Origin of the sequence: Fluoribacter dumoffii NY 23 (genome assembly GCF_000236165.1) — a bacterium.
Lineage (GTDB): Bacteria > Pseudomonadota > Gammaproteobacteria > Legionellales > Legionellaceae > Legionella > Legionella dumoffii.
The window spans coordinates 435,357-461,415 of the sequence record NZ_CM001373.1 but is presented as its reverse complement, the minus strand read 5'-3'; the positions used below and the strand labels follow the sequence as shown (position 1 = coordinate 461,415).

Below are 26,059 nucleotides of genomic sequence, written 5' to 3'. Positions count from 1 at the left end.
GGGGAAGTGGATACAAGAATTCAAAAAATTTTAAGAGAAACGACTTCATTTCATTTACATAAAATGTTTGATGAGGCTTATCAGTCCGGTCAATTAATAAGTCCAGAAACTTGCGCGGAATTCCTTAAATGGTTTCTTTGCGACTTATCTTTTGATGAATTTAAGCAAAGCAATATGCCCATTTCCATCTATGAAGAATGGCATCATCCATTCTGGCTTAGAGATAGGAATCAGCTACCTCCTTTTCCTTTCTAATTCATTTATGAATTTTTACGATCAGTGCCAATAAAAATTCAACTTTGCAGAATAGATGCTTCGTTTGTTCTGTTATATTTCAAGGCATAATTCTCTTATGGAGGATATGCCTTCGCTCTTTCTACAATTGTTTCCTCAAATAGATCCGATCATGCCCTTCTAAATAATTGTTAATTGTTCCTAAATGCTGATAGCCTTGTTTTAAATAAAATCCTTCTGCCTGAAAAGAAAAAGTATCTAATGTTGATGCTGGAATTCCTCGTTTAATTGCTTCGGCTTCAACGTTGCGTAATAGCTCAGCACCGATACCAAGACCACGGTATTCGTCATTAACCCAGAGGACGTCAACGTATATTGAACTTTTATGAGCATACACAATAGCTCCGCCAATAATAGTACCTTCGTTATCTTTCACATAGATTGAGTAACGCTCTGGTTTGGTTCCCGTAAAAGGAGCATTAAAATTTACTATCCCATCACGAATAATTTTATCTTGCTGTTCTAGTACCTTGGGGTCTATAACAAGCTCTAGTTGGTAATTCATTTGCGATTGATTCATGAGTTATATCTTTTAAATTAGTTTGAATACAATAAATCATTGACAACTTCCATAGTAATTTCGGGTAGTTTTTGCGTTTGATCAATACTCTCTTGAATGGTTATAACCGCTTTTCTAATTTCATTGGGTAACATCTCAGATGGTGCATTGTCGCCTGGCCAAGAAGCATCTCGAGTCGCTTTATCAGGCCAACGAGAATAAGCAAGCCACATACCATCGTTAGTTTTATGCAGACAAGAACCTAACGCACCGCGATATGTCACAAAATAGGAAGCGACCTGATGCCAAGCCTTTTGGTACTCTATCTCAAGCCCAGGTTTAATAAATGCTCGGTAAATAACAGCAAAACATTTTTTGGAAAGCAGCTTAAATTGTTCAAGCGCTTCTTCAGGTGTTATATCCTGGGTTCCCAAAACCTCTTCTGCTTTGAATATGTTTATCCCTTTGGGAATCGAAAATTGAGAAGTAAAATACATTTGATCAAGGCCTATTCCAAAAGCACAATGCTCATAGCCTAGAACACGAAAGTAATTAATTGGTTGTTGGTTTTCATTAGTTAAGACATAGTTTTTGAATTTGGGATTATAAAATCCATAAGTCATGTAATAATGAATACCTTGGCTTTCAAAATGTTGAATGATGTGAACCAAATTTTGATGCAGTTTTTCAGGCGAATAAAGTTCAATATACATCCCAGCTTTTTTAAACGTTGAGTGTTCATTCTCTGGATAAGGAGGATTCAGCGCCACAAAATCACCAGGTGCCGCACTAGAAATTACCTCCATAAAATCGCCACTTCTGAATGAAACCTGATTCGCATTAAGTAGATTAGATACTCGATCAATTTCACTCAAGAACATTTCCAACGACAAATTCGCATGTTCAAGAAATCGATTGGCGTTTTTTCCTTCAAATAATTCACCTTCGCGATAGATAATATTCAATTCCTTATCATAAAAAAGGATTCCGCCCCATGAATGATTGATGATAAAAGGAAGTATCAAAGATTTTTCTTCATGCTCAGTTGTTTGATTGTAATTCTCAATCACCTCAAGAAAAAAATCTTTCTTTGATATGGAAACATTATATTTTTCTATTAAAGCAGCATAAGAAGCTTTGATAAGAGCAGGATTGTCTCTAATTAATTGCAGTGTATGAATCAGAATTTTATTGCTGTCGTTGATAATATATTTTTCTGCAAGGCCAACTTCCATTGCAGCCATGCTCCAGGAAGCAGAACCTGCAAAAGGCTCAATGGCTTTCTTGTATTTTTGGCCCTTATTATTTGCCAATAATACAGAGAAATGTTCATTCAACCAGCTAGTATCAGGGGACATATGCCCTGTCAAATCAGGCAGAGTAAGGTACCTATTTCCGAGATAATGGAGCGGCCCTCCATGATTTTGAGTTAATTGAATAGCACTTGGATTCATAATGATCTCTATGTGGTAAATCTACTTATAAAGCTACACATCTTAACATGAAATAATAAATTTTTTATTCTATTGAGCAAGCATATCTTATTTTTTAATAATTGATGTGGCTCATTATTATGATATTAAAACATACTATTTGAATTAGCTGATTTTACCGGAATATCTTGTATCGCGTCCCAATGTTCTATGATTTTCCCGTTTTCTAATTTGAATAAATCAAAAATAGCTCTACCCCGAGTGCCAGGTTCACGAATAGAATGTACATGAAGAATAACATAGTCCCCATCAGTAAAAATTTTTTTAATTTCACTATGAGAATTAGGATAATATTCAATTAAATATTGAATAAACGCTTTTAAACCTTCAGGTCCATCAGCGGCAGCAGGATTATGTTGTTTATAATTTGTTCCCAGGTACTTTGATGCTGCTTCAAAATTTTTTTGATTAATTGCTTTATTATAAAACTCAGTAACTATTTGTTTATTCATTTTTTGTTGCTCATCAATAAATGCATAGCTATTGTTAATAATTGATAGAAGCAAACTTATAGCAAAGATTTTTAATTTATTAATAATCATAAAAACACCATTGGTTCATTTATTCTCAGGGTTTAGCTTGAGATAGCCATCAAAAAACTCGGGTAAATCGTTCAATGCTTGTGCTCTTGCTGCTTCATTAAAACCAATATGATAATGTTCTCCTTTTTCGTCAATGACTTCTTTTGAGACAGGAAACTCAAAGTTATCAAATCCATGCATTGCATTTGCATAAATTTGGATGGAAACATTTTGATTGCTACCAGTACTTTGCTCGACTAACTGAACGCAATCTTGGGTAGTTGCACGATCATCATTTTCCCCAATAAATAGTTTGGTGATTGCCCTTAGTTTTGTTCCTTCTTCAAGTCGATGACATACGCCATAAAAAGAAACCGCTGCTTTAAAAGAGAGCTTTTGGTAAGGTTTCGGATCTTGTTGTGATAACGCCATGATTTTCAATACATCAAAGCCTCCCATAGAGAATCCCAAAAGTCCTATTCGGTCAGGATCAACAGAAGGAAGCTGCTTAAGATATTCATAGGCAGGAACGATATCATCAAGTTGTGCTTGTGTTGCTCTTTCCCAGCCTACTGAGCGACGATCTTCCCAACCTCTGGGTTTAAAACTGTCTATCATATAGACTACGTATCCATGCTCTTTTAATCGGGTGGCCCAATCATAATTAACTTTTTCGATACCGGTACTCGCGTGCAATAATAAAATAGCAGGAGATCTCATCGTTGCATCAGGAATATAAAGACTGTGATGTGGATCATTGGGATCAAAGACATAATCTTCATTATGTGCTAGTACTTCAGTACACACGAATAAAATAAATAACATAAAAAGCATCTTGGGATGGAAAAACATAATTTTAATTCCTTAGTTTTAAACAGTTAGTTTTAGACTGGATGCCTCATTATTTTCTAGCTTTTCCATGTGTTCTTTTAGATTACAAATTTCATCAAAACGAGCACCTTCATGAATTCGAGTGAGGGCAGCCGCTTCTTTTTTCTTAATTTCTTCTGCTTTATTAATAGCATTAACTGCTTCTTCTTTATTCATGACAATAATGCCGTCTTCATCAGCAAATATCAGCTCACCAGGATTTACTTCAACCGAACCACAATTGATTGGTTTTCTTATACTGCCAATTTTATTTTTACTTCCTGATTTGGCGCATTGTCCCTTAGCAAAAAAAGGGATATTTGTTGTTCTGATTTCAGAAATATCTCGACAATTTCCATCAGTAATAATGCCACCAAAACCCTTCGTTTTCGCCACATCTGCACACATGCCACCTGCTACAGCAAGCTTGGTGCCGCAAGAAGCGATAACCAATAAAATGGGAACTCGGTCATCAGAACAACCAAGAGCAAGCATAAAATTAGGCAAGTCATCCAAAGCCTGCATGGTAGATAAAGAATCTTGAGCTGAGTTAACTGTATAAGCTCTTCCTACAATTCTTGTTTGTGGCGATGTGTTAAAAGAATGGATATCTGAATCCATGAGACGCACACTAGGTAAGGCATCACAGATTAAGGACGTTGACAGTTGAGATAACCGCTTACATATTTCAACATAGCCATGTTCAATCTTTAGTTTCATAAATAATCCTTAATATATGGATTCAGTTCTATCCAATTTGTATGAGGTTTTAGGGATAAAATAGGTGAAAATCTCCCTCATTTAATACAATTGTTATTTGTTGATAATCTAAAGTATTTGCTGTTTGAGAAGCATTTTGGAATTTCAATCCGATGACGGATGCCATTGCTGACCAGGAGGTTGGTTTAAAATTGTACTGTGTAACATAGCCTTTCTCATAAAGGTTTGTTGTTACAAAATAATCATAACCCCGAGCAATAGTATCAGGTTTCCAAAGTATTTCTTCACCAGGTGCTGGGGTAAGGATAATTTGGTTTGCTTCTGCTATCTCTTTTTCAAGATTGTAATTATCAATACCATAGGTAGATAACAATATTTTTATTTGATATTGATTGAGCAATTCCTGAGTCAGGCTTTTGAGTTTATCTTTCTGGGATTCAGTGTCTAGATAAACAATATCGGGATCATAAACTTGATTGTCAATTAAAAGTCCGCCGCTTTTGATAACTGTACTTTTCCAATATTCATATCCTCTTAGCATTTCACGCCCTTTAGGGCCATCACTCCCTGTCAATGGCAAAGCAACCCCCATGCGTAGTTTTTTTTGTGTCCTTGGGGTAAACTCAGGGACGAATGCTAAACCATTTGGTCCAGCATGGGTTGGAATAGAGATGAGTTCAAAACTATGCAGATCTATTTTAGATAAATGCTTGTCTGTTGCATTAGACACATACGCATATTGACCCTCTGGATCAATTAAAACGTTAATTGGATTTAATCCGGTGACTAATCGTTTTATCACTTGGCCTGAATTAACATCAATCACTGCAACTTGGTGATCAAAGGGCGCGGGTGCTAATACATAGTTTTGATTAGGCGTAATATCTGAGTAAAGAATCGGCCCTAGATTCAAATTAGTTAATTGTTTTTTAATGGCGAGGGTATCGGGATCAATAAAGACGATCTGATTGACAGCCGATACCATCAAGGAACGATTATCTGGCGTATATTTTAAACCCCGTACAGCTGAGGGCAATGTGAGGCTTCCAGTAATTACTCCTGAATCAGGATCGATTCGAATGACGCCATCTTTACCCGCCATTAACCACAAGGTTTTTCCATCATTAGAAAAAAACAGATTATGTGTATTAGGACTAACCGCAATTTTTTTGACGATGGTTTTGGTATCAACATCGAAGACGAGAATCTTTCCACCCTTTTCCACATTAACATAAAGTTGTTTTTCAAAAGGAGGTCTTAACTTAACACCATGAGGCGCGCTATCGATGTCTGAATAGTCGTTGTTTTCTAGTGATTCAAAAGTAAATAGTCGATATTTCTCGACTTGATTTAATAAATCGATAACGGAAATGGAAACACCGGGTACACCAGAGCCACTGTCGTAGTCTCTAATACCAAAATTGCTGACATAAGCCGTCTTTCCATCTTTTGTAACAGCAATCTCATGAGGAAGGAAGGCAAGTTTCAGACTACCTTTTCTTGTACCTGTATCGGGATTATAGAAACTGATACGATCGGCATTTTCTTCAACAACAGCTAACGTAGTGTTGATAGAAGAGGAATAAGTGAGGCCATTGAAAATCGATAGAGCAATGAATAGGCTGTAGCTTTTTTTGAACATCATTAAATCCCTTTATAAACACAAAAAGTGCAGCCATGATAGTAAGGGAATACGATATTGTCAATATATATAGTTGCCTATATAATAGCGAAAAAAGGAATTACCCATGACATTTAACTTGAATGAACATACTGGCGTCTTGATTAAAAAAGCAGCTCGCTTATTTGAACGTGTTTCAAATCTCAACCTTGAAGAACTTGGTGTGACCTATAGTCAGACTATTTTTCTGGTTCGCTTGTGGGAACGGGACGGCCAAACGCAAATGGAGCTCACAAAAAGCGCGGGACTGAAACAACCTACCGTAGCAGGTATACTTGATAAGATGGAAAGAGACCAGCTTATCATACGTGTTCGAAGTGAACAGGACAAACGCTGCTATCATTTTTTTCTTACTGAAAAAGCGAAACATGCTTGTCGTGAATTAGAAAAGCAAGGGATTTTGATGCAGAATTTGTCTGCTGGTAATTTACCCGATAAAGAAGTTAGCCAGTTAAATGAGAATCTATTATCAATTATAGAAAACCTAGAGCGTTTTATTGAAAACATTCAGGGGTAGACTTGATGGACCTATTTTCAGTCACATGAAATGTAGAAGCAAATTGATCCATGACCAAATCTACATCACGATAAACCATAAATGAAGAATGGGGCGTAGGAACAGGATGATTGTAATTTGCTACAGGCCCTATACAAACTAGATTTTCATGTACCTTTCCGTGTGTATCGATCACTTGATAATGATCCGTTAAATGGATGCCACCATAAGGCTTAGTGCTTATTAATCCGGTTTGTGCCAGCTTGTCTAATAACATGGGCTTGACACTATTGGGATCTGGTTTGTAACGATATCCAGTTGCATCAATAAGAGTTGCAGCATACAAGACTTCGCCTGATGTAAATAATAATTGGAACCTGTGATTTACTTCATCATAGCTTACAGAAGCCAAACCATGATGCTCAATAATTCTATTTTTCTCATAGAGATGGAGCATGATTCTAGCATTCACTGGTGTGATGCCAGTCAAATAAGCCATTAAAAGAGAATAGAAGTATTTTAGAAATTGTTCTTTGCCTTCAACATTCAAACTTTGCCACATGTGAGTATAACAACCACTAAAATAAAAAGTTTTAATAAATGCTCGTAGCTCATCAATATTACCCGGTATGGGATTATTTTCTGGCAGATGATCAAATTTATTCATTTGATAACGTAAAGTCTCAAGAGCACCACGGGGATGGGTAGGATCGACAGGATTTTTAGCATCATTTTGATAAGCATTCCAAAATAATGTTTTTGCTTCGGAAAAGGTTAAACTGTCAGGAAAGCGTTTTTGTAGACTATTTGATAATTCCTGTTGTTTCGTAGTGTCACAACTATCTATATTGCCTTTGGTTGTTAATATATTAGGATTTCGGGTGACACTGTGTATTTTTCCTGAGTACTGCTTTTTCATAGTTAACCAAAGTGCGGCATCAACAAATGCTGCCTGACCACCAATGATATAAACATCATCTGCTAAATCCCATGCATCTGGATTTCCTGTTGTGTTTTCAAAACGGAGAAAACCTGGTTGATTCTCGACAGTATGAAAAAAAGGATTTGTTAAATGTCCAGTTGTTATAAAAAGTCTATCAGCGATATAATTTTGATCCGTGCATGCTATCTGATAATTCCCTTCTTTTAGCGGACAAATATCAGAGATTGGCAAAAAAATTTCTTTGACTGTTATTCCTAGTGATTTAGCCAGTGTTTTATGCTTTTCATATTGAGCGCATAAATAATGACCCACTACCGCACGAGGAATATATTGTTTGTCGCTATGCGGATAATGATCTTGGAGCAAGTCTGGATTGGCATCTATCCATTCTGTTAGGATATCTGTAGTAGAAGTAAATTTGAAACCATCAGCTGGATTATTTAAAGTCCAGAATTCTGGGCTATCAATAGAATAAGCAAAGCCTGTAGCAAGGTATTGTGGATTTTGTTCAAAGACTAATAGGGTAATATCATTACCAGGATATTTTATTGTCGAAAACAAATGAATTAACCGACAGAAAATAGCGTTTCCACAAAGTCCCATTCCTGCAATGGCAATTATTTTTGGCATTATATCAAGACGATTGTTAAAGCAGGGAAAATTCTAGAACCTAACTTTAATACTGTCAATCAGCCAACCCCAGACTCCTATTAGTTACGTAGTTCTACGTATTGAGCTATTTTCAAACAATGCCATATAATTAATATATTCCGTTAATGCTGGAGTTAGTTATGAGCAATATTCACCGTGTTTTTATTATTGGTCATCATGGTGCTGGTAAAGGATTATTAGCAAAGTCTGTGGCTCAATCATTGGGATGGCAATTTGTCGATGCGGATTTGGGGTTAGAGTCTCATATTGGACGGCATTTATCTGAGATACTCGGAAAACAAGGAAGTGATTCTTTTTATGATTGTCAGTTCGATATATTAAAGTCCCTTTGCACCCAAGAGCACATTGTTGTGACAACCGATTCTTCTGTTGTTTTGTCTTTAAAAAATCGTCAATTATTACAAGATGAAATGACTGTCTTTTTGGATGTAAGTACCGAGGTTCAAATCGATCGTACTGCACGCAATACAGCAAATTTATTACCTATTCCCAGTTTGAGAGACTTTTTTGACCAATTACATGACGAACGCGATAATCTATATAAAGAAGTAGCTACACTGATTATTCATGGTGATGATGGCCAATTAGAAGATCATACCCGTTGTATTGTTCAGGCTATTATGGGAAATGATAAAATACCGCTCATAAAAAATCTAAAGTTGGCCTTGGAAATAAAAGATTTCATCCTATACCATAAAGAATTCCATACAAAAGTCGAGTTAACTGAACAACAAGCCATATACCTAAAATTGTTGGCGGAAGGAAAAACAGCTAAAGAAATTGCACGTGAAACTGATGTCTCTTATAGAACCGTTGAAGGTACTATAGCAAAAATAATGGAGTTGTTAGGGTGCTCTTCGAGTAAAGAGCTTATCACTTTATATCATAATCAACCTTAGGGTTATGCATGTTCTTAGAGAATATATCAACATCTTGTTTTGTTACTGATAGAGACTCCAACATCACCGTTACTGGATAACAGTTATGAGTCCTTTTCTAAAAATGCATTCCTTATTGCCTGATTCCATTGATCTGACTGCTCCAAATTAGATAAATGTCCAGCATTGGCTAAAACAACCAGTTGACTGTTTTTAGCGAACCTAAGCATCTCTTCACTTTGTTGTGGTGAAATAACTTTATCCTGTTCACTGGTGATAATTAGAACAGGTAATAGAGTACTTGCTAATAAATCTTGAGTTTGAAAACGTAGTGCCATCCCACGCAATGCAGAAGCTATGGCTTTTGGCTTTTGCTTGTTTAAAATATGAGACAGAAATGCTTTAATCTCTTCAGATGCATTAGTAGATACTGCTTTTTCCATAAAGGTATTTACAAATTTCTCAGAACCATTCTCCAATACATCAAGAGCAGTTTTTTCACGATTGACTTTTGCTTCATTGCTATCAGCGTTTGCTTGTGTATTGGATAATACTAATCCTTCTATACTGTTGGGATAACGCTCTAGAAAAGCAAGTGCAATATAACCTCCCATTGACTCACCACCAATAATTGCTTTCTTAATTTGCAAGTGGTCTAATAACTGTTTCACCTCTTCCGCATACTCAGACATGGTTACCGCGGTACCATCAACGTCAGAAGATTCACCAAATCCCCACAAATCCAAACTAATCACTCGAAACTGAGATTTAAGTCCTTCATGCTGTGGTTCCCATAAACGCTGATCCGTGGGAAATGCATGAATTAATACCAAAGGCCTGCCATGTCCTGTTTCAGTATAGGAAATAAATCGGTTATTTATACTAATAGTTGTAGCTAATGTAGCGCTATTTAGAAAAGCGCTTAAAATAAATAAAAGGATGGGGGCACTGATTTTTCTCATCATTAATTATCCTTAAAAATAGTCACTGCACTAATAAATTCTTTCAACCTACCACTAAGCTTTCCATGCCTCTGAACTAGCTTAAATCGTGTTGGCTCACAAGCTAGCCTCAACCTATATTGTGCTAGTGCCTCATAAATACACCACAACACCTGCGCCAATTTAAGTGCGTCTAATAAGCGTTCTTTGAAATCAAAGTTGATATAATTTCCAAGATAAGCATCTATAAGTTGTAAATACGCCTTATCTTTATCTGTTAGACCATGGTGAGTTGCCATCTGCCGTAACCAACCCACTAGCGAAAAGAATGGGTGGGAAATAACTATCTCGCCTAAATCAATAAATGTAATGTTTTGTGATTGCTCTTCTATCAGGGTGTTGTTGTCATGGAAGTCACATTGAACCAATGTTTCCTGAATAGCATAGTCAGATAATTGTTCACATAAACTGGAAACCTTTGGGAGTAGTTTCACTAATTCATCAATATCTGCTTCTAACAATCCATCAGCTAACAAGATCTCTTTTTGTGAAAGTAATTGCATGTATAAATTCGGTAATTTATCCAATCGCCAATCAGGAACTCCTATCTTCAGAAAAGTATCAACATGCTCTGCAACTACTATTTGAAGTAATGAAAATAGCCCCACAGCATGGCATAGCAAGTTGCCATCAAATGCTTTTTTTAATATTTCTCTTAGAGGCCTACCTACATCCTGCATCAAAAAGCAATGGAGTTGAGGATTATGTGCAATAACCTCTGGAACAGGGGCTTTAAACTGGGTATACAAAACCTGAGTAATAGGAGCCTCTAATGCAAGCTGTTCTGGTGTTTGCTTCAGATAAATAATGCCTTGATCTGTTATAAAGCGCGTGACACAAGACCAAGGGGTATCTTGTACCTTTTCTGGTACGCTACTTTTTAAAGTAAACCCAAGAGATACAAGGGTATTATAAGCCCATTTAATACTCTCTATATTTGGATGATGCTTGTTCAATTCAGCTGTCCTTTGTCTTGGGTTTCTGTTCTTGATGATCCTTCATAACCTCACTAATAACCCTTAACCATGCTTGTTTGTCTGTATTACTAGAAATCGCAATTCCTGAAACCAAAATTAATGCTTTCCATAATGCCCAAGCACGTCCTCTAGCTACTGTAGCTTCATCAAGATTTAAGGTTTTAAAAAATACTTCACGGCTTTTTCCCTCAAAAAACATCCAAGCAATAGCAAGATCGCAAGCTGGATCACCCACAGCCAATTGCCCAAAATCAATAACTGCGCTTAATTGACCGTTATTTACCAGGAGATTTCCTACACTAATATCACCATGTACCCATACTGGCTCAGCTTGCCACTTACTAGACAGAGCTATCTCCCATATTTCTGTCGCTAAAAAGGCATCAATATCATTTTTTAATAGTTCTATTGCTTGTCGTGTTTCAGCATCATAAACAGCAATATCACCGCCGCGATAAAAGCTTTGAGGGCCAGCAACTGGACCATTTGCTGCATCAACACCCTGTAACGCTTTAAGGAACTCTGCCAGTTGAACAGCAAATTGAAATAAATCATCAATTTCAGCAGTTGCAGCAGGATTTCCTGGAAGCCAAAGATTAATAGACCATTTCCATGGATAAGCATCCTCTGACTTTCCCAACGCAATTGGTGTAGGTATGGAGAGAGGAAGGTGCGGTGCAAGTTTAGGCAACCACATTTGTTCTTTTTCAGCTTGACCTTCATACTCCGCAGCACTTGGCATTCGAATAAGCATTTCAGTACCTAAATGAAATGTTCTATTATCCCAGCCACTGTTTTTTACCGGTTCAATAGGTAAATGGCTCCACTCAGGAAACTGCTTATCAATTAAATGGCGCGCTAATGCTTTATTGATAATGATTTTACTTGTCATTAATCCTTCCTTATTTCATAGGATTGGGATGCTCTCTCCATTGCGCCATTGAGCAAAAAAATGGATTGCACATATTCAAATGACTGCGTCCTATCTTCTGTATCCTCATCGGACAAAAAGATGTGTTCACAATATTCACCTATGTCCTCAATAATACGTACAAACCGATAGTAGGCAATGGCATCCTGATTGATAGCCACTGGACCATAGCCCTGGTAAAACAATGCTTGTTCTTCAAATGGTGTACGGCCAGTGTCTCCTATGCCTGCTCCAATGAACATCAAATCACGTTCCTTAGGGGCAAACAATAGCGTATCCCAGTCCACTATATACAAAGCTCCCTCTTCACTAGTTAACAAGTTCCATCCATGAATGTCTGCATGACATAAGACATAATCAAGTGGTTGGTTCTGTAGCTCGCAGGCAAGATGCTCAGTGCGCCTCAGCAGTTCAAGAATATCTTCTCTTTTGGATTTCAAGAACAATGCCATTTTAGCTGCAATAGGCTCATCAAAAGCCTCCTGCTCAATACGATTAAGGAAAGCCTTAACTATTTGTCGCCATTTAGAAGGAAAAGTTTCCTGTGGTATACCTTTTGTTATTGTGCTGGGAATAGTGGCGCTATGAAACTTTTTCATGGTTGCACCAAACTCAATCCACTGCTGATCTGATAAATTCACATCAATACCATTATTCCCATCCACATAATGATATAGAATTACATTGAAGGACGCCAATCTTGTCCAGAGTTCCCCTGACTTGTTTGTGAGAGGCGGAATCACTTGTTTGATGCCCAGATCGAACAGAAACTTTGGAACTAACACCGAAGCTTCATTAAACTTCCCGCGCCTTAACTTTAAGAAATAATCTGCAGCATTGTTTGTTGTAACGCGGTAAACAGCCGTATTAAAATCAGCACCAAGTGGAAGGAAAGTAATTCTTTCCACATGCAACCCATACGCATTCTGTAAACATTTAACGATTTCTTCGTCTTTAAGATCGGGTTTTATTAGCATCAGTGGACGCCTTTTTGGTAAACCATAAAATTAAATCATCATCTAAAGGATAAGATTGACCTGGCACAGTTGGCTTATAATCATAAGTTATTCCTAGCCCATCGGGAATGTAACCTCGATTAACATAAAGTCGCTGAGCTTGTCCATATCCTCCATCAGGACCGCCATATAACCCAACACCAATACCTACCTGCTCATGCTGGCTGAATGCTTTTTCTTCAGCAGCTGTCAGTAAAGCACTCCCTATCCCAAGCTTGCGAAAAGAAGGCAATACATTTAAGTCCATAATTTCTGAAATTCCTTGATTAGCAAAAGGTTCATAGTGCGATGTCCATTTTAAAGTAACATAACCCGCAATCTGGTCTTGAATATAAGCTACCCATATCACTCGCTCAGACTGCTGTTGTTCTTGGTGATATGCTTCAAACAGTGATTCAGGTTTTTGCCAATTTGCTTTTTGAAAAGCATCTACCAAAACGGGGATATCAGATAATTCCAATGCCTTAATTACAATTGAGTGTTGGTTTACTACTTGAGCCTCAAGAGGTTTCACCATATACACCATATTCCATTCATATCCTGCAGGTTTTAAATCTAAAAGAGGATTAAATCCTACTGATTGATAGAATAAATAGGTTTTAAGATAATTCTCTTCTGACTCAGAAGGACTTAGTGTTTCAACGGTTATTGTTTTAGCCCCTTGTGTTTCAGCAAAATGACAAGTTGCATCAATTAATTGCTTTCCTACGCCTTGACGATGGAAATTACGTTTTACAGCCATCCAATAAATATTGGCATTATTAGGATAAGGAAAATCAATTGAAACAAGGCCGATATAGTCATCCCCAGATTTCGCTGCAAAATTAGTGCGTGTTTTCACACCTATTGCGTAGTGCTCATTTGCCTCTGGTAAACCAAAGTATTCAGGTAAATCCTTTGTAATTATTCGGCACAATGATTGGGCCAGTTCACTCGTTATTTTTTCGATTTTAATCATGTGTTATTCCTACAACATCATTTGATGTTTTTAAAACTACTTTAATCAGTTGTTCTAATTGTTCAATATCGCTCATATTGTTCAGCACACTCTCATAGAGTTTTAATACATTTCCATCGTATTCTCTCAGGTATTCTAATGATTTTTTAGGTCCAAGATAACGTAAATGACGAAATGGAAAGTAGTCTTCAATCAATGTATGTACTATCCATACACGCCGGTACATGCCATCTACATCGCTTATTTTTGCTCTCATCAACATTTTTTCATACCAAACTTGTCTCACCTGAAGCTCATACTCCGCTAACTGAGGTGGAATAAGAACCATAGCGTTGATTTGTTTTAATAAAGAAGTACCAAATTGTTCTTTTTCTTTAAGAACAATACCATCATGCATAATCAAATGCTCTTCTTGAATAGAATGAAATGTTGATTCGGGATAAATAAATAGATCAATAAACACTTGGTGCGTAGGATCAAATCTTGATATACGCGACATCTCACCTTCTTTACAAATTCCAGCAAGATCATAATCACTGGTTGAAGTAGCTTTCCCAATAGCTCGGGATCCGTACAGGATGATTGTATGACAGCTGTACTGGTTTGAGAGTTCATCATAAAGTACTTTGATTACTGGATCATCCAATTTAGTGTATTCATTTTGGCTCATCAAATGACTCCAATAATTTCTATTAATTGAGGTAATATATTAATATATTATAAACGCTGAGTGCATATCCTATCCAAGTGGCTCTGAATTAAAAACTGCAATTTATCCTTATCAAAATTAGGGCAATATCGTGGATAAACTCGGTCCAATCCATAAGACCATTTTTCTAGCAAAGCATGATCGTACTCAATCATTTCTTCCATATAATAGTTTTCTCCGTAATCACTGTCTCGATGAATACCAATACCTCCATCATAGAGTTCACCAGTAGGTAAACGCAGTGCAATATGCCAACACTCTTCATGCGACTTCATTAAGATAAATACAATATGAACCTTATCTGTAAAACGCTTATTCCAGGCATTAAAAAATAATTTAGCAAAAACTCCACACGGACCATAATTAATCCTTGGAGTGTTTTCATAAACACCTAACCATTGGTTGATCTCATTTTTTAAATCAGCCAATACGATTTGAGTTAGTATTTTTAAGATAAAATTGACCCGCCCCTCAACGGGCAAAAGGGGCACTTCGATTAAAGTATAACCACAGTGCTGATAGCCCTCTTTAAGAGCCATGTAGGTTTGCATGGCCTCCCTAAAGTCCTGTTGTCGTTCCCTATCATTGGTGTAAATTTCTTCCCAGGGCGGAAATAGAAAGACTGTTTGACAATATCTGTACTGCTCCACGGCATGATTCACTTGGTTATTCTCTTTATGACAAAAGGCTTTTGCATAACTGTACAAATCCGGTATTCCTCTATCAAAAAACACGCTGGTTCGTTCTTGCTGCATCTGCTGATAATCTTCAAGAGAATAACGCAACATCAACTCTAAAAATGCATCTCTATCCCCTATATGGATTGCATTCCCAGCTATGAGTTGCTGTTCTTTAATAATCTTTCGCCCAACTTCTGGTACTGTTAAAAATCCTTTTTGAGCCAAAGCAGTTAAAACAGAAGTTTTTCCGGAACCAGGGCCGCCTGTTAAAATAAAAAAATTAGGTTTAATCGTCACATTACTCATAGATTAATGTCCATGACGTTCACATCATGACCTTTAAATTTATCCATCCCGATTTTGTTCCATCCTAGCTTTGAATAATAATTAGGTAAGGTAGGATCAAAAGCAAATAGATATAAATGGCTAAAACCTAACTGTTTCGCTTTTAGCTTAATAGCATTGATAAGCTTGATCGCAATCCCTTCCCTCTGGTAATCAGGATGAACAACAAGAGAACCTAGCCATGGTGCTAAATCAGGACGAATACCATCATTGTCTCGTAAACTACACATCCCTACAGGCTTACCATCACAAAATGCCACAAACGTTAATGGTAATTTGTTTTCATTTAAGTGTTCTTGAAAACGCGCTACAACACGCTCAACAGGAATATCAGGAACCCATATACTACCTAATATCTGATGCCAAATTGCGGCCAATTCTGGAATGGTATTAGGATGATTTTTAAGTAAGTCTATTTTTATCGGTCGGCTATCTAAACGTTTTTCCATAAGAAAGTTAGTTAATTTAACGCCACCAGGGCGTGGCTTATTTTGTTCTTTAACAACAAGGTATCCCATGCGTTCAAAAAAAGGTTTGGCCGTAATACTCGCTTCTGTAGTTATTTTCTTTACTCCTTGCAAGAACAGGTGTGACTCCAGTTTTTTAACAAGCTGAGAGGCAATACCTTGGCGTTGATAATCCTTGTGAACAAATAACCTATCCAGATAGCCTTCTATAGTGATATCTGCAAATCCAACAATCACATCATCAATCTCCACCAAATAGGCGATATTATCTAACAAACTTTTCCATCGATTATCGCTATGGTGTATGTGATGTGGAGCCCAAACCAATAATTGTTCTGAGGTATAGTCTTTAGCATTGACGTGATGAACTGTTTCTTTGAACAGATTAACAATAACCTCTAAATCTTCAGCCTTAATTTCTCTAATACGTATATGAGCCTCTTTATACATTTAAAAATCCTCTCTTCAAGGCGATAATCGTCTTTGTATGGTTGTATTATTATCAATTAAATACTCCCAAACATCAGATAACTCATCCAAGCGGTAGCTATAAAAAACAAATCGTTTAGGCTTAATTGCAATACCGCAATAATCAGACGAACAAGGTAAAACAGTATCTTTAGAGGACTGTTCCAAATTTCGCCTCTTATCTTCTAATAGTTGCTTATTATCAATCGGCTCCCCTGATGTTGGGGCATAACTGCAAAAGCGTATTTGAGCCCATTGGGGATAGGAATCCCAATAATGCGCATTTTGCTCTTCTGATAGAAGGTTTGCTTCCCCTTCCACAATGACTTCTCGTGCATAACGCTCAAACCAAAAGGTAAGGGCTACCTGATTATTATTCTTTATCTCAAGTACTTTTCTCGTTCTTTTTTGGGTAAAAAATAAAACCCAGTCGTTTGTTATTTCACGGATGGCTACGATGCGGCCATGAGGTGCACCATCTAATCCATGTGATGACAATACGGCATGTTGTGCGTATTGAGCACCCATGGATTTTTCTTCTTCAATCCAAGTGTTTAATAATTCAATCGGACTTAGCTGCATTATTAAACTCCTTAATTAAAAAATATAACGTTGAATGATGTTCATACCCATCACGTTGAAACTCAACTTGATATCCTAGTTTTTGATAAAAACCTAAAGCCTCCCATCCATAGTGTTAATGGTAGAAAAACGACATTTTTTTTCTTTTCCCAAACACTCACTCGCTTCAATCAATTGCTTTCCTATTCCTTGTTTCCTGTAACGTTCATCCACCCATAATTGATCAATGTAGAGACAGCCATAATACATACTGCCATTACATCCACCAATAATAAGCTCATCTGTATCGCGCATAAAAAAAGCAAAGGCTTCTATAGGCTGCTGCCCTTTTTTTAAATAAGCGTACTCAGAAATACCTTGACTTAAAAAATCGATATCTTCTGGTCTTGGCTCAGATTCATAGGTTAACTTCATCTTATCTCTCGTAAGTCACTTGAGTTAAATCATCATTTATTCTGTGAAACGTACAAAAATCCAATCATCCGAAGGTTTTCCAGATAAAGAATCCACACAATAATTTTTAAGTGTCGCCTCTAAAATAAATCCACATTTTTCAGCAACTCGCCGACTGGCCTCATTACCTACCTGTGTCACAATTTGAACACGAGCCGCTTTGAACGATTCAAATGCAAAACGGGTCAATGCGTGTACCATTTCTGTAGCAAGTCCTTGACCTGTAAACGCAGTCTCTAACCAATAACCAATTTCAAATAGAGGTACTTCTGGTTTAGAGCGATCATTAAAACCACTGGCTCCAATAATGTGTTGTGATTCTTTATGAATAATCACCATTGGAAAATCACGAGGAACATCCAATCCCCAGCTGGTAATACCCTCCTTAACATAACGAATAGTTGGCTGCATACTTGGATCGTTTGCCCATGGCATCCACCGCTGTAGTTCAGGTAATGAGCGATTAATTGCTTGGTTAAGTGGCTTTTCATCTCCAAGCTTTGGAGCTCTTAAAATCAACCGTTCTGTTTCTATTTCTGGTAACATCTGTTTTCCAAATTAAATTAATGTATACAATCTTTCGGCATAAGCCGTGAGCTGACCCGCTTTTTCAAGCATAGTATCCTCAACATACCAACAAACACATAAAATGGCTTGAATAATACACCAGCTTAAGACTCGTTCCCGATTAAATGCGGTCAAATCAATTACCCAATCCAGGTTGCGTGCTAGTTCTTTGGTTTCAAGCGGATCTTCAACTACGCAGAACGGATTTCTTAAAAAAGCACCTATCTCAAACTCCCTTTCGCCAATAATCCCTTTAGGATCGATAGCCAACCATTCTGATTGGTGCTGTAAAATGTTGTAGTGATGCAGATCACCATGCAACAGAACTGGCTCACCTGGATTTGATAAAAGTTCTTTTGCACGACTGATCACAAAATCCCTGAGTTTCTTGCTGACCAATTGTTGTAATGATGCTTGGGTATTAAGTTGCTTCAAACTTCGGAGCCATTCTTCTAACGGAATAAAGAGCTGTGGTTCTGTAACTGGTGACCACAAGCGCTGCATGACACCGACTGCAATGGGGATGGATTGTTTTTCATCCAGAACATCAACTAATCGTGTTCCAGGCAAAAAGCGCTCAATAAGCATCCAACCTTCTTCAGGATTTGCAGCAATTAAGCGAGCGGAACCTCTACCATTAAAATGCTTTAATGCGTGAATTTCTCTCGAAAATTCATCATGGGGAACGCTGACTTTTAATACCCATTCTTCACCTTTTGAACCTAAAACTGGAAGCACGTAGTTGAAACTTAAATGCTCAAACGGGCTCAATAAAGTAAGCCCCTGTATATGAGCAAGGTTTTCAAGAAATTGAGGTAATCTCTGCCACCATTGTTTTCCCACATTACCATGCACTAACGATATAGTATTTTTAAGTTCATTGAGTTGATTAGTGGACATGAGATACTTCCTTTTTTGCGATTAACCATAGCTCATGGGCTTCTTCTTTTGTTAAGCAAGGCATAAATCCTGCCTTTTGATAACAGGCGATTGCACTGTGATTCTTAATATCTGGTGTGACTAGCGCTGTATCAAATTGCTGAAAAACAATATTCTGCACAAATTGCTTTAATGCCACACTGCCAAGCCCTTGTCCCAAAATTGATTTTTCACCAAGATAGAAATCAATAGCTGCACTTTTTTGGAAATCAAAAGCCTTATCAGCAGGTAGGTTAAGAAAATCACAGACATCATAATACTGAATGTATCCTATAGGCTGTTCATCCAGCAGGATAATAAAAGCAAAGATGGATTTTTTCTTTCCATTCTCTATCTTATATTGATTTAAATAGCTGCCGTATTTTCGGGTGATTTTGTCCATTGTCCAAACCACATCACTATCCCACCAGGTTTTAACATGAGGAGTTTCTAACCACTTTAAAAGAAGTGGAAAATCCTGCTCTGATAAGCTGCGAAAAAAAATCGTCATGAACCACCCCAAGAGACACCGCCATCAATGACTAGACAGCTGCCTGTAACATATCTTGAAGCATCATTAGAGGCTAAATAAAGAATCGTACCATCAAGATCAGCAGGAGATCCTACAAACTGTAATGGAATCATTTGAGCCATCTCTTCTTTTGTCTCAACAGTATTTAACTTGTAATTGGTCAAAGGAGTATGAAATAGTCCAGGAGCAATGCAATTGATACGAATATTGACCTTTGATAGTTCTCCCACTAGTGCCTTGGTCATTTGAATAACTGCCGCTTTTGAAACGGCATAACCAGTCAATTCTTCTCGGAGTTTATTAGCCCCATTGACGCTAGATACATTAATAATTGACCCTGCAATAGAGTGTTTTTTCATATGTGCTGCAATAGATTGGGTGACATACCAAGTACCTATCAGATTGGTTTCTACTATGCGCTCAAAATCTTCGTGATCTGATGTTTCAAATAGGGGTGTTAGTTTGGCAATACCTGCATTATTGATACAAATATCAATTCGATGTTGATCTTCTTCAATCTGTTGGAAGGTAGCGCGTACTGACTTCTTGTCTGCAACATCCATAATATAAAATGAGCTATTGGGAATTTGCTTCTTAATAGCGTCTAATGCTTCCTGCCTTCTGGCAATCAAAATCACCTTGACTCCATGCTCAGCTAATACAAAAGCCATACGTTCACCTAAACCACTAGAAGCGCCAGTAATTAAGGCCGTTTTTCCTTTTAAATTATAATACATCAAATGAGTTCTCTATTCTTGAAAGCTCTACCAAAAATCACCGCAGATACTTTCTAATTTCTACAACGACCCCTATTATCTGAGCCTCTTGAGCATCCTTGATACTGACTGTTGCCCATAAGTCACTACATGCTAATAACTGAAAGTGACAACCATCTGCTTCTCCATATCGGCGTAATACCGTCTGTTTTTTCTGAGTTAAATAAACTAAAACATAGTGGCCTGGATTAGGTTGTAAATCTCCATCAATAACTACCATATCTCCTGGATTAAGCTCCGGTTGCATGCTGCTATCGTCCACTGAGGTGGCAAATAAGGTCGAGCTTTTAATCGAGGGATTCAGTGAATCAACCAAAATTGTTTTTTCAAAAATAAAGGGTTCTTGTTGCCCTAAAATTTCTCTGGCATGGGGGGCTTCTTTCATACTCAATATAGGGATATGCCGAAACTTATTTTCAGGATTCTGAATCAAATCACCTTGCGGATTATCCGTTAAGCATAACAAGTAAGAAGCAGACACATTTAACTGATTAGCAAGCAATTTAGCCTCCAATGGCCCAGGGCTTCGTGTTCCTTGCTCCCAATTACTGATTCTTGCAGGAGATAGTTCTATTGTTCTTTCTGCTAATTCTTTAATCGTAATACCCAGTTCTTTACGAGCTTTGGTAATACGATTACCTATTTGTTCTCTAATATCCATTGTGATCCTTCAAAAAAATGAGACATACCCATTGACAAAAACACGTTTCGTTTTATATTATGAATTTATAAAAACATTTTGTGTTTTATAAATTAGTGATACTTATCATATTTAATCATAAATTTATTTAAAAATCACATCCTGTTTTATTTTTTCTTTTTTATTCATTGATAATAGGTCATGCTATGGAATTTTTTATTATCACCCATCAGGAGCTTTCCGCACTCAGTGGTTTACCTTATCTACAACAATTAACTTATCTTCAAGGCATTAAACCCTACGTTGATTACAAAACAGGGTTAGTCGGTATTCGTCGTGGTATTAGTTATCAATCATTGAGTGAAGCACTTTACATAGAACCTCACTCTGGTATTAAAAGCGGTAGTCCAAGTAAAGATCAATTGCGACGTGCTTTGAAAGGGCTTGAGAAGGCTGGATTAATTCAAATTCAGTCTTGGGAAAGGAAGCTTGTTTTACGTTGTTTATTACTGGACAGGCATGATTCTGCTTATAATAAAGCCGCCATAAAAGCACATGACTATAGCGCACCTCAAAAACCACAAAAAAGTCTATTAGATTCAACAAAATCCGATACGAATAGACTAGATCCCGACACAACCCCAAAGGATGAACCCGCCACTCCTCAAGATAATAATAATTATTTTTTTATTTCTTTCTCACAAGCCTTTAATACCTTCTGGGATCTGTACCCTCTGAAAAAAGAAAAAGAAAACGCTTTTGAGGTATTTAAAAAACTAAAGCCCTCTCAGAGCTTAGTCCAGCAAATCATAGCCCGCTTAACCGAACAAATTCAACTTGAGACAAAAAAACGCGCCGAAGGCGTTTGGGTTCCGTCCTGGAAGTATCCAGCAAATTGGTTAACACAGCGATGCTGGGAAACAACATCAACAAACCTTGAAGCCAAGGAGAATGACTATGCAATCCATGAAACAAATCGTAAATACGCATCATCTACAAACAGCATCAGGACTACAGAGTTGCGTGAAAGCCCAAGTTTCAGTGACTCCGAGTTCCAAAACCTCTGGAAATTGCATTGAGCAAGTCAACAAACTGTTTCTGAAATTTTCAACCTTTTATGGACACATATGGCGTAGCCAATTCAAGAATGAAGCTTATTCAAATTTTGCACGTCAAGAATGGTCAAAAGCACTAGAAGGATTCGATGTGCAGTTAATTGATCAAGCAATTGATGAGTGTCTTAAAAACCGCGAAATGCCGCCTGCGCTGGCGCAATTTATTGAGTGTTGCAAGCAACTATCAGCCAGAAAAAAACAGTGTTTTCACAGAGAACCTTATAAACCTTGTGACCCTGTTGTTGCCAACGCACATCTAAAAAAAATAAAAGCAATCTTAAACATGAAATAAAAATAACCGGAGAAAAATAATGTTGGTACTGACAAGAAAAAAAGGTGAGCAAATAGTGATCGATAAAGGACAGATTGAAATACATGTCATTTATCAACGTAGAGGCGTGGTCGCTTTGGGCATTAAAGCTCCAGCTCATATTGATGTTGATAGAAAAGAAATTTTTTTAAGAAAACAAAGCAATCCTCAAAACATCGATATAGAGGAACCAAAATGAAAATAAATGCTCAACTCTCTATAATTGGCGTACTTAGCATGGCAGCCTTTTATTCTATGGCAGCTAATGTTACTCAAGTAAACCGCTACGCGACTGTTGCTAATAAACCATTAGCAGCCCAGATCAATCCACTCATTGCCATTCAACAAGTCCATTTTCCTCAAGAAGTACAAACCATAGGTCAGGCAGTTGAATGGTGGTTGAAGTTTTCAGGGTTTTCTCTGGTATTGAAAGAAAAGCAACCTGTAAGCCTACAAACCGTCATGCACCAAGCCTTACCTCAGATTGATAGAAACCTCGGCCCATTGACTGTTAAAGACGGACTTGAAGTCCTTGTTGGCCAACAGTCCTTTGCCTTGATCGAAGATCCCTTATTAAGGCAGGTAAATTTCAAATTAAAAGCTGGAGTGCGAAATGGGGGTAAATCATGATCAATCGCGCAACAACCTTAAAGTATTTATTGTCAGCAGGTTTAGGTTTGGCGGTTGTCATTGTTGGCATTAACTGTTTTCCAACAAATAAGGTGAATGATTCAGATGTTATTTCACATCGTCTTGATACGTTACAAGCACAGCTTGGTGCTTTGCACGAGGAAGTTAAAAAGCCCGTTGAGACAGTAGATTTAACCGCGATTAACCAGGATTTTCATAAACTGACCTCCTTGATTGAACAGCTCAAAAATCATAACGAAACAGATATTAATCGCCTGATCAATGATAATCGTACTGAATTAACACAAAAGTTGGATGTCTTGCGTGAAATGGTGAGGTCTTTGGATAAAAAGCAGCATCCCATTAAATACCTGCCCATTAACACCTTACCGTTTAAAGTCATCAGTATAGACAGCATTCAGCAAGTCAGTGTGGCTACAGTGGCTTATAACTTTAAGACAGTGCCTTTGGAAAAAAGCGACCAATTAGCTGGCTGGACAGTATTAAGTATTGACTTCGGTCTACAACGCATGGAATTGGAAAATGGTAATAAAGAGCATGTTGTGGTGAAGATGGATGTATTGCAGGGGGAATCTGATGCTTAAGTATTCTGCTTTCCTGATTCCAATATTAGCCTGTCATGCAGTACATGCTGATCTGACTATTCCAGGATTAAATCAACAGCCCTTAAATCACTTTGCCATTGAAGATAAAACATTGGCAAAAACAGGGTTAACGGTTAATGAAGACGAGCTGACCTCAGAGCAAGACATCAATAAAATTACACTGACCGATACCCAATTGCATGAAGCTAAAGTGTGGGGATTAACAGCTGAGGAAGAAAAACGTTATGTCCTGCTCATGCAAAATAAAAGTAAATTCTACTACAAAGGCTTAAGACAAACTCCTATTGATATTCTGGGTATTAACGCCAGAAATGAAACTGAACGCAACCATTTTGCAGAATTAGCAGCAAGACAGGAAGCCCAGAAAGTAGCTAAGAATATTGCCTGGAACAATGCTTTTTACAAGACCTATAACGAGTTGTTTGTTAATGTCCCTGTGGTTGGTGATTTTGACCCATCTCCTTATTCACCCTATGCCCACAAACCGGTGCAATTAAGCCAGGGGGATACACTGTATTTCTTTATCAAAGAACAAGATGCTGTAAAAACCATTTTGCTGATGCTCTTTGATGCCATAGAGCAAACACCAAATGCACGGTTGCATCTGATGTTACTGGACATGAATGATACGACCATCCAAATCTGGGCAAATCAACATCAAATACCACAACATCTTGTAAATGGTGGCCGTATTACCCTTAACCACGGCGAACTAAGCTACCAATCCCTCAAGATCAAAAAGCCACTACCGATGTTGCTACTCTCCCAAAACGGTCATTCCAGTATTGTGGATTTGGGGAGGTTTTAATATGAAAAAGTCTGCCATACTCTTTGGATTGTTGATGATTACCTCCTGCTATGCCTGGCAAGCCATTAACATGGAGCAATTCATTAAAGAAAGCCAAGCTCAGATCACCGAAGAATCTTTAAAACTACAAGAAAAGTTGGATGCAAGACTGCCCGTATCAAGTAAAGCCACTACTGGCAAAGTAGAAAAGCGAACACTCACACTCGTTAAATTCTCAAACCCTGTGTTCATCATTGGGGATGATACGGACTCTTACCAATGGTTGCAAAAAAACGCGAAAAGGCTGGAAGAAGCACAAGCCTTGGGCTTTGTCGCCAACATTAATACCAGTGAACAACTTCAAGCGTTACAACACCTCACCAAAGCGCCTCTATTACCGGCGAACGTTGATGACTTAATGGAGCTTTTTCAAGAAACCCATTACCCGCTCGCTTTCTTTGGGGAAGAATTATGGCAATAAGGACTGCAACGCCCAAACCCTCCAAAAAAACGGTCATGAGTTTTATGCTGCTTGTTTTATTAGGCTGGTTAATCCTTATGGGTTGGGTATCCAGTCTTTGGTGCTGTTTAGGATTTGAAAAAGCGTTTAGTTCAGTTACCACACTTTCTCAAAAACAAACGCAAGCAATTACCGCATTTAACGGAGTGATGGTTGCTAACACTATTAAATCCTGGTTAAAAACCATTCCTACTCAAGGTGTTGCCAGCAAAGCGGCGCAAACAGGCTCCCTGATTAAAAAAGGGCTGGATGAGGTGATGCCTGATGAAACCAACGATTTAAATGAAATAGCACAAGATTTTATCCTAATTGCCAATCAAGTTTGGTTACTGATGGGATTAACTACTCAAGTAATGTTCATCAAACTGGTTATTCTGATTTCGGCTATCCCTCTGTTTTTATTAATGGTCGTGGTTGGACTGGTTGATGGGTTAAATCAACGCGCTATCCGCACCGCATCATTAGGCCGTGAATCATCCTATGTCTTTCACCAACTCAATCGCCACGCCAAGCGAGGCCTTTTACTGTTATTAAGCTTATGGCTTGCGCTGCCCATAAGCATCACGCCTGCCTTTGTTTTTGTACCTGCAAGCCTATTGTTAGGCATCATGGTTTCAATCACCGCAAGTCGATTTAAAAAATATTTGTAGGAGAAAAACATGAAACGATTATTGTTATTACTCATATTAAGTCTGCCAATGGCCTCTCATGCGAGTGACGATGCACTCAACCAAACGCTGGTCAGAATAATTAATCAGATTAATGCCATCATGCCTTTGCTTGATGAAGCAAAAACTGAAATTGAGCCTAATACCCGCATCCAATTGCATATAGAACATTTTGAAGGATCTGATGGAAAGACACACCCAGGCCTTCGTACCGATTTACTATCCATTCGTAATGCGCTGATTGATTACATCAATAAACCAGCCATTGAACCTAAAACCATCAAGCCGTTAGCGTTGGATTTTATAGGAAAGTGAC

The 26,059-nt window shown here is 37.7% G+C and carries 33 protein-coding genes and 3 pseudogenes; 12 read left to right on the top strand and 24 right to left on the bottom strand.

From position 1 onward, the window contains the following. Positions 1 to 255 (top strand): annotated as a pseudogene (locus KYQ_RS19425) (SDR family oxidoreductase); the annotation flags it as partial. Positions 256 to 376: 121 nt separating this feature from the next. Here the strand turns inward: KYQ_RS19425 and KYQ_RS02040 are convergent. The 6 genes from KYQ_RS02040 to KYQ_RS02015 all read right to left on the bottom strand — a co-directional run bounded on the left by KYQ_RS02040 (position 377) and on the right by KYQ_RS02015 (position 6,042). Then, positions 377 to 814, bottom strand: coding sequence for a GNAT family N-acetyltransferase (locus tag KYQ_RS02040; RefSeq protein ID WP_019349572.1), 438 nt, complete (start codon positions 812 to 814; stop codon positions 377 to 379). Between the two features lie 17 nt (positions 815 to 831). Next, complete coding sequence (locus KYQ_RS18800; protein WP_019349571.1) at positions 832 to 2,247, bottom strand: DNA adenine methylase; 1,416 nt, start codon at positions 2,245 to 2,247, stop codon at positions 832 to 834. Between the two features lie 125 nt (positions 2,248 to 2,372). Next, positions 2,373 to 2,828 (bottom strand): nuclear transport factor 2 family protein, encoded by a 456-nt coding sequence (locus KYQ_RS02030; RefSeq protein ID WP_019349570.1) that lies wholly within the window; start codon positions 2,826 to 2,828, stop codon positions 2,373 to 2,375. Positions 2,829 to 2,843: 15 nt separating this feature from the next. Continuing rightward, positions 2,844 to 3,659 (bottom strand): dienelactone hydrolase family protein, encoded by an 816-nt coding sequence (locus KYQ_RS02025; RefSeq protein WP_019349569.1) that lies wholly within the window; start codon positions 3,657 to 3,659, stop codon positions 2,844 to 2,846. 18 nt (positions 3,660 to 3,677) lie between these two features. After that, positions 3,678 to 4,397, bottom strand: a complete 720-nt coding sequence (locus KYQ_RS18635) for an RraA family protein (protein WP_019349568.1) — start codon at positions 4,395 to 4,397, stop codon at positions 3,678 to 3,680. 49 nt (positions 4,398 to 4,446) lie between these two features. Then, a complete protein-coding gene (locus KYQ_RS02015) occupies positions 4,447 to 6,042 on the bottom strand; it encodes a hypothetical protein (RefSeq protein WP_147285893.1) in 1,596 nt (531 codons plus the stop codon). A gap of 103 nt (positions 6,043 to 6,145) precedes the next feature. Here KYQ_RS02015 and KYQ_RS18165 point away from each other — a divergent pair, with 103 nt between their 5' ends. Next, positions 6,146 to 6,595 carry a MarR family winged helix-turn-helix transcriptional regulator gene (locus tag KYQ_RS18165; RefSeq protein ID WP_019349566.1) on the top strand — a complete coding sequence of 150 codons (450 nt, stop codon included), beginning with the start codon at positions 6,146 to 6,148 and terminating at the stop codon, positions 6,593 to 6,595. Here KYQ_RS18165 and KYQ_RS02005 read toward each other — a convergent pair. After that, positions 6,573 to 8,147: an FAD/NAD(P)-binding protein gene (locus KYQ_RS02005; RefSeq protein WP_019349565.1), complete on the bottom strand. Its 1,575-nt coding sequence runs from the start codon at positions 8,145 to 8,147 to the stop codon at positions 6,573 to 6,575. The two genes, KYQ_RS18165 and KYQ_RS02005, sit on opposite strands and share 23 nt — an antisense overlap. Before the next feature lie 161 nt (positions 8,148 to 8,308). On the opposite strand from KYQ_RS02005, the gene KYQ_RS02000 reads away from it, so the two are divergent. Continuing rightward, positions 8,309 to 9,088, top strand: a complete 780-nt coding sequence (locus KYQ_RS02000; protein ID WP_019349564.1) for a shikimate kinase — start codon at positions 8,309 to 8,311, stop codon at positions 9,086 to 9,088. A gap of 83 nt (positions 9,089 to 9,171) precedes the next feature. Here the strand turns inward: KYQ_RS02000 and KYQ_RS01995 are convergent, their stop codons facing one another. The 17 genes and pseudogenes from KYQ_RS01995 to KYQ_RS01925 all read right to left on the bottom strand — a co-directional run bounded on the left by KYQ_RS01995 (position 9,172) and on the right by KYQ_RS01925 (position 21,108). Continuing rightward, the gene (locus KYQ_RS01995) at positions 9,172 to 10,032 is read right to left on the bottom strand and encodes an alpha/beta fold hydrolase (RefSeq protein ID WP_019349563.1); all 861 of its coding nucleotides are present in this window, start codon (positions 10,030 to 10,032) and stop codon (positions 9,172 to 9,174) included. After that, complete coding sequence (locus KYQ_RS01990; protein ID WP_019349562.1) at positions 10,032 to 11,024, bottom strand: aminoglycoside phosphotransferase family protein; 993 nt, start codon at positions 11,022 to 11,024, stop codon at positions 10,032 to 10,034. The genes KYQ_RS01995 and KYQ_RS01990 overlap by 1 nt, the downstream gene beginning before the upstream one ends. A 1-nt stretch (position 11,025) precedes the next feature. Then, positions 11,026 to 11,937 (bottom strand): aminoglycoside phosphotransferase family protein, encoded by a 912-nt coding sequence (locus KYQ_RS01985; protein ID WP_019349561.1) that lies wholly within the window; start codon positions 11,935 to 11,937, stop codon positions 11,026 to 11,028. After that, positions 11,937 to 12,953: an aminoglycoside phosphotransferase family protein gene (locus KYQ_RS01980; protein WP_019349560.1), complete on the bottom strand. Its 1,017-nt coding sequence runs from the start codon at positions 12,951 to 12,953 to the stop codon at positions 11,937 to 11,939. The genes KYQ_RS01985 and KYQ_RS01980 overlap by 1 nt, the downstream gene beginning before the upstream one ends. Then, positions 12,931 to 13,509, bottom strand: a complete 579-nt coding sequence (locus KYQ_RS19690; protein WP_409365727.1) for a GNAT family N-acetyltransferase — start codon at positions 13,507 to 13,509, stop codon at positions 12,931 to 12,933. The genes KYQ_RS01980 and KYQ_RS19690 overlap by 23 nt, the downstream gene beginning before the upstream one ends. Before the next feature lie 60 nt (positions 13,510 to 13,569). Beyond that, a pseudogene (locus KYQ_RS19685) lies at positions 13,570 to 13,950 on the bottom strand (GNAT family N-acetyltransferase); the annotation flags it as partial. Continuing rightward, positions 13,943 to 14,620, bottom strand: coding sequence for a nucleotidyltransferase domain-containing protein (locus KYQ_RS01970; protein ID WP_019349558.1), 678 nt, complete (start codon positions 14,618 to 14,620; stop codon positions 13,943 to 13,945). The pseudogene KYQ_RS19685 and the gene KYQ_RS01970, both read right to left, overlap by 8 nt. A 47-nt stretch (positions 14,621 to 14,667) precedes the next feature. Further along, positions 14,668 to 15,645, bottom strand: coding sequence for an AAA family ATPase (locus KYQ_RS01965; protein ID WP_019349557.1), 978 nt, complete (start codon positions 15,643 to 15,645; stop codon positions 14,668 to 14,670). Further along, positions 15,642 to 16,133 carry a GNAT family N-acetyltransferase gene (locus KYQ_RS19420; protein ID WP_050799694.1) on the bottom strand — a complete coding sequence of 164 codons (492 nt, stop codon included), beginning with the start codon at positions 16,131 to 16,133 and terminating at the stop codon, positions 15,642 to 15,644. Before KYQ_RS19420 ends, KYQ_RS01965 begins: the two co-directional genes overlap by 4 nt. 54 nt (positions 16,134 to 16,187) lie before the next feature. After that, positions 16,188 to 16,601: pseudogene (locus KYQ_RS19415) on the bottom strand (GNAT family N-acetyltransferase); the annotation flags it as partial. Between the two features lie 15 nt (positions 16,602 to 16,616). After that, positions 16,617 to 17,201: a pyridoxamine 5'-phosphate oxidase family protein gene (locus tag KYQ_RS18160; protein ID WP_019349555.1), complete on the bottom strand. Its 585-nt coding sequence runs from the start codon at positions 17,199 to 17,201 to the stop codon at positions 16,617 to 16,619. A gap of 93 nt (positions 17,202 to 17,294) precedes the next feature. Further along, entirely contained in the window at positions 17,295 to 17,615 is a 321-nt protein-coding gene (locus KYQ_RS18155) for a GNAT family N-acetyltransferase (RefSeq protein ID WP_019349554.1), read from the bottom strand. A 36-nt stretch (positions 17,616 to 17,651) separates the two neighbouring features. Further along, positions 17,652 to 18,200, bottom strand: a complete 549-nt coding sequence (locus tag KYQ_RS18150; RefSeq protein WP_019349553.1) for a GNAT family N-acetyltransferase — start codon at positions 18,198 to 18,200, stop codon at positions 17,652 to 17,654. 12 nt (positions 18,201 to 18,212) lie between these two features. Beyond that, entirely contained in the window at positions 18,213 to 19,121 is a 909-nt protein-coding gene (locus KYQ_RS01940; protein ID WP_019349552.1) for an aminoglycoside phosphotransferase family protein, read from the bottom strand. Next, positions 19,111 to 19,650, bottom strand: a complete 540-nt coding sequence (locus tag KYQ_RS01935) for a GNAT family N-acetyltransferase (RefSeq protein ID WP_019349551.1) — start codon at positions 19,648 to 19,650, stop codon at positions 19,111 to 19,113. The genes KYQ_RS01940 and KYQ_RS01935 overlap by 11 nt, the downstream gene beginning before the upstream one ends. Continuing rightward, the gene (locus KYQ_RS01930; RefSeq protein WP_019349550.1) at positions 19,647 to 20,408 is read right to left on the bottom strand and encodes an SDR family NAD(P)-dependent oxidoreductase; all 762 of its coding nucleotides are present in this window, start codon (positions 20,406 to 20,408) and stop codon (positions 19,647 to 19,649) included. Before KYQ_RS01930 ends, KYQ_RS01935 begins: the two co-directional genes overlap by 4 nt. 37 nt (positions 20,409 to 20,445) lie before the next feature. Next, complete coding sequence (locus KYQ_RS01925; RefSeq protein WP_019349549.1) at positions 20,446 to 21,108, bottom strand: LexA family transcriptional regulator; 663 nt, start codon at positions 21,106 to 21,108, stop codon at positions 20,446 to 20,448. A 185-nt stretch (positions 21,109 to 21,293) separates the two neighbouring features. Between KYQ_RS01925 and KYQ_RS01920 the strand changes: the two genes are divergently transcribed. The 9 genes from KYQ_RS01920 to KYQ_RS01880 all read left to right on the top strand — a co-directional run bounded on the left by KYQ_RS01920 (position 21,294) and on the right by KYQ_RS01880 (position 26,058). Further along, entirely contained in the window at positions 21,294 to 22,166 is an 873-nt protein-coding gene (locus KYQ_RS01920) for an LvrA C-terminal domain-related protein (RefSeq protein ID WP_019349548.1), read from the top strand. A gap of 127 nt (positions 22,167 to 22,293) precedes the next feature. Next, entirely contained in the window at positions 22,294 to 22,494 is a 201-nt protein-coding gene (locus KYQ_RS19410; protein ID WP_231294590.1) for a hypothetical protein, read from the top strand. Between the two features lie 19 nt (positions 22,495 to 22,513). Beyond that, positions 22,514 to 22,711, top strand: a complete 198-nt coding sequence (locus KYQ_RS01910) for a carbon storage regulator (RefSeq protein ID WP_019349546.1) — start codon at positions 22,514 to 22,516, stop codon at positions 22,709 to 22,711. After that, entirely contained in the window at positions 22,708 to 23,142 is a 435-nt protein-coding gene (pilL2, locus tag KYQ_RS01905) for a PFGI-1 class ICE element type IV pilus protein PilL2 (protein WP_019349545.1), read from the top strand. The genes KYQ_RS01910 and pilL2 overlap by 4 nt, the downstream gene beginning before the upstream one ends. After that, the gene (locus KYQ_RS01900; RefSeq protein ID WP_019349544.1) at positions 23,139 to 23,747 is read left to right on the top strand and encodes a hypothetical protein; all 609 of its coding nucleotides are present in this window, start codon (positions 23,139 to 23,141) and stop codon (positions 23,745 to 23,747) included. Before pilL2 ends, KYQ_RS01900 begins: the two co-directional genes overlap by 4 nt. Next, positions 23,740 to 24,576 (top strand): TIGR03759 family integrating conjugative element protein, encoded by an 837-nt coding sequence (locus KYQ_RS01895; RefSeq protein WP_019349543.1) that lies wholly within the window; start codon positions 23,740 to 23,742, stop codon positions 24,574 to 24,576. Before KYQ_RS01900 ends, KYQ_RS01895 begins: the two co-directional genes overlap by 8 nt. A gap of 1 nt (position 24,577) precedes the next feature. After that, on the top strand, positions 24,578 to 25,036 hold the full coding sequence (locus tag KYQ_RS01890; RefSeq protein WP_019349542.1) for an integrating conjugative element protein: 459 nt from the start codon (positions 24,578 to 24,580) through the stop codon (positions 25,034 to 25,036). After that, complete coding sequence (locus KYQ_RS01885) at positions 25,027 to 25,725, top strand: TIGR03747 family integrating conjugative element membrane protein (protein WP_019349541.1); 699 nt, start codon at positions 25,027 to 25,029, stop codon at positions 25,723 to 25,725. Before KYQ_RS01890 ends, KYQ_RS01885 begins: the two co-directional genes overlap by 10 nt. Positions 25,726 to 25,734: 9 nt before the next feature. After that, positions 25,735 to 26,058, top strand: a complete 324-nt coding sequence (locus KYQ_RS01880) for a hypothetical protein (RefSeq protein WP_019349540.1) — start codon at positions 25,735 to 25,737, stop codon at positions 26,056 to 26,058. Position 26,059: the final 1 nt, after the last annotated feature.

Coding starts and splice junctions, on each gene's coding strand:
- KYQ_RS02040 (WP_019349572.1), bottom strand. CDS start 814: ATGAATCAATCGCAAATGAATTACCAACTAGAGCTTGTTATAGACCCC.
- KYQ_RS18800 (WP_019349571.1), bottom strand. CDS start 2,247: ATGAATCCAAGTGCTATTCAATTAACTCAAAATCATGGAGGGCCGCTC.
- KYQ_RS02030 (WP_019349570.1), bottom strand. CDS start 2,828: ATGATTATTAATAAATTAAAAATCTTTGCTATAAGTTTGCTTCTATCA.
- KYQ_RS02025 (WP_019349569.1), bottom strand. CDS start 3,659: ATGTTTTTCCATCCCAAGATGCTTTTTATGTTATTTATTTTATTCGTG.
- KYQ_RS18635 (WP_019349568.1), bottom strand. CDS start 4,397: ATGAAACTAAAGATTGAACATGGCTATGTTGAAATATGTAAGCGGTTA.
- KYQ_RS02015 (WP_147285893.1), bottom strand. CDS start 6,042: ATGATGTTCAAAAAAAGCTACAGCCTATTCATTGCTCTATCGATTTTC.
- KYQ_RS18165 (WP_019349566.1), top strand. CDS start 6,146: ATGACATTTAACTTGAATGAACATACTGGCGTCTTGATTAAAAAAGCA.
- KYQ_RS02005 (WP_019349565.1), bottom strand. CDS start 8,147: ATGCCAAAAATAATTGCCATTGCAGGAATGGGACTTTGTGGAAACGCT.
- KYQ_RS02000 (WP_019349564.1), top strand. CDS start 8,309: ATGAGCAATATTCACCGTGTTTTTATTATTGGTCATCATGGTGCTGGT.
- KYQ_RS01995 (WP_019349563.1), bottom strand. CDS start 10,032: ATGATGAGAAAAATCAGTGCCCCCATCCTTTTATTTATTTTAAGCGCT.
- KYQ_RS01985 (WP_019349561.1), bottom strand. CDS start 11,937: ATGACAAGTAAAATCATTATCAATAAAGCATTAGCGCGCCATTTAATT.
- KYQ_RS01980 (WP_019349560.1), bottom strand. CDS start 12,953: ATGCTAATAAAACCCGATCTTAAAGACGAAGAAATCGTTAAATGTTTA.
- KYQ_RS19690 (WP_409365727.1), bottom strand. CDS start 13,509: ATGGTGAAACCTCTTGAGGCTCAAGTAGTAAACCAACACTCAATTGTA.
- KYQ_RS01970 (WP_019349558.1), bottom strand. CDS start 14,620: ATGAGCCAAAATGAATACACTAAATTGGATGATCCAGTAATCAAAGTA.
- KYQ_RS01965 (WP_019349557.1), bottom strand. CDS start 15,645: ATGAGTAATGTGACGATTAAACCTAATTTTTTTATTTTAACAGGCGGC.
- KYQ_RS19420 (WP_050799694.1), bottom strand. CDS start 16,133: ATGGAAAAACGTTTAGATAGCCGACCGATAAAAATAGACTTACTTAAA.
- KYQ_RS18160 (WP_019349555.1), bottom strand. CDS start 17,201: ATGCAGCTAAGTCCGATTGAATTATTAAACACTTGGATTGAAGAAGAA.
- KYQ_RS18155 (WP_019349554.1), bottom strand. CDS start 17,615: ATGAAGTTAACCTATGAATCTGAGCCAAGACCAGAAGATATCGATTTT.
- KYQ_RS18150 (WP_019349553.1), bottom strand. CDS start 18,200: ATGTTACCAGAAATAGAAACAGAACGGTTGATTTTAAGAGCTCCAAAG.
- KYQ_RS01940 (WP_019349552.1), bottom strand. CDS start 19,121: ATGTCCACTAATCAACTCAATGAACTTAAAAATACTATATCGTTAGTG.
- KYQ_RS01935 (WP_019349551.1), bottom strand. CDS start 19,650: ATGACGATTTTTTTTCGCAGCTTATCAGAGCAGGATTTTCCACTTCTT.
- KYQ_RS01930 (WP_019349550.1), bottom strand. CDS start 20,408: ATGTATTATAATTTAAAAGGAAAAACGGCCTTAATTACTGGCGCTTCT.
- KYQ_RS01925 (WP_019349549.1), bottom strand. CDS start 21,108: ATGGATATTAGAGAACAAATAGGTAATCGTATTACCAAAGCTCGTAAA.
- KYQ_RS01920 (WP_019349548.1), top strand. CDS start 21,294: ATGGAATTTTTTATTATCACCCATCAGGAGCTTTCCGCACTCAGTGGT.
- KYQ_RS01910 (WP_019349546.1), top strand. CDS start 22,514: ATGTTGGTACTGACAAGAAAAAAAGGTGAGCAAATAGTGATCGATAAA.
- pilL2 (WP_019349545.1), top strand. CDS start 22,708: ATGAAAATAAATGCTCAACTCTCTATAATTGGCGTACTTAGCATGGCA.
- KYQ_RS01900 (WP_019349544.1), top strand. CDS start 23,139: ATGATCAATCGCGCAACAACCTTAAAGTATTTATTGTCAGCAGGTTTA.
- KYQ_RS01895 (WP_019349543.1), top strand. CDS start 23,740: ATGCTTAAGTATTCTGCTTTCCTGATTCCAATATTAGCCTGTCATGCA.
- KYQ_RS01890 (WP_019349542.1), top strand. CDS start 24,578: ATGAAAAAGTCTGCCATACTCTTTGGATTGTTGATGATTACCTCCTGC.
- KYQ_RS01885 (WP_019349541.1), top strand. CDS start 25,027: ATGGCAATAAGGACTGCAACGCCCAAACCCTCCAAAAAAACGGTCATG.
- KYQ_RS01880 (WP_019349540.1), top strand. CDS start 25,735: ATGAAACGATTATTGTTATTACTCATATTAAGTCTGCCAATGGCCTCT.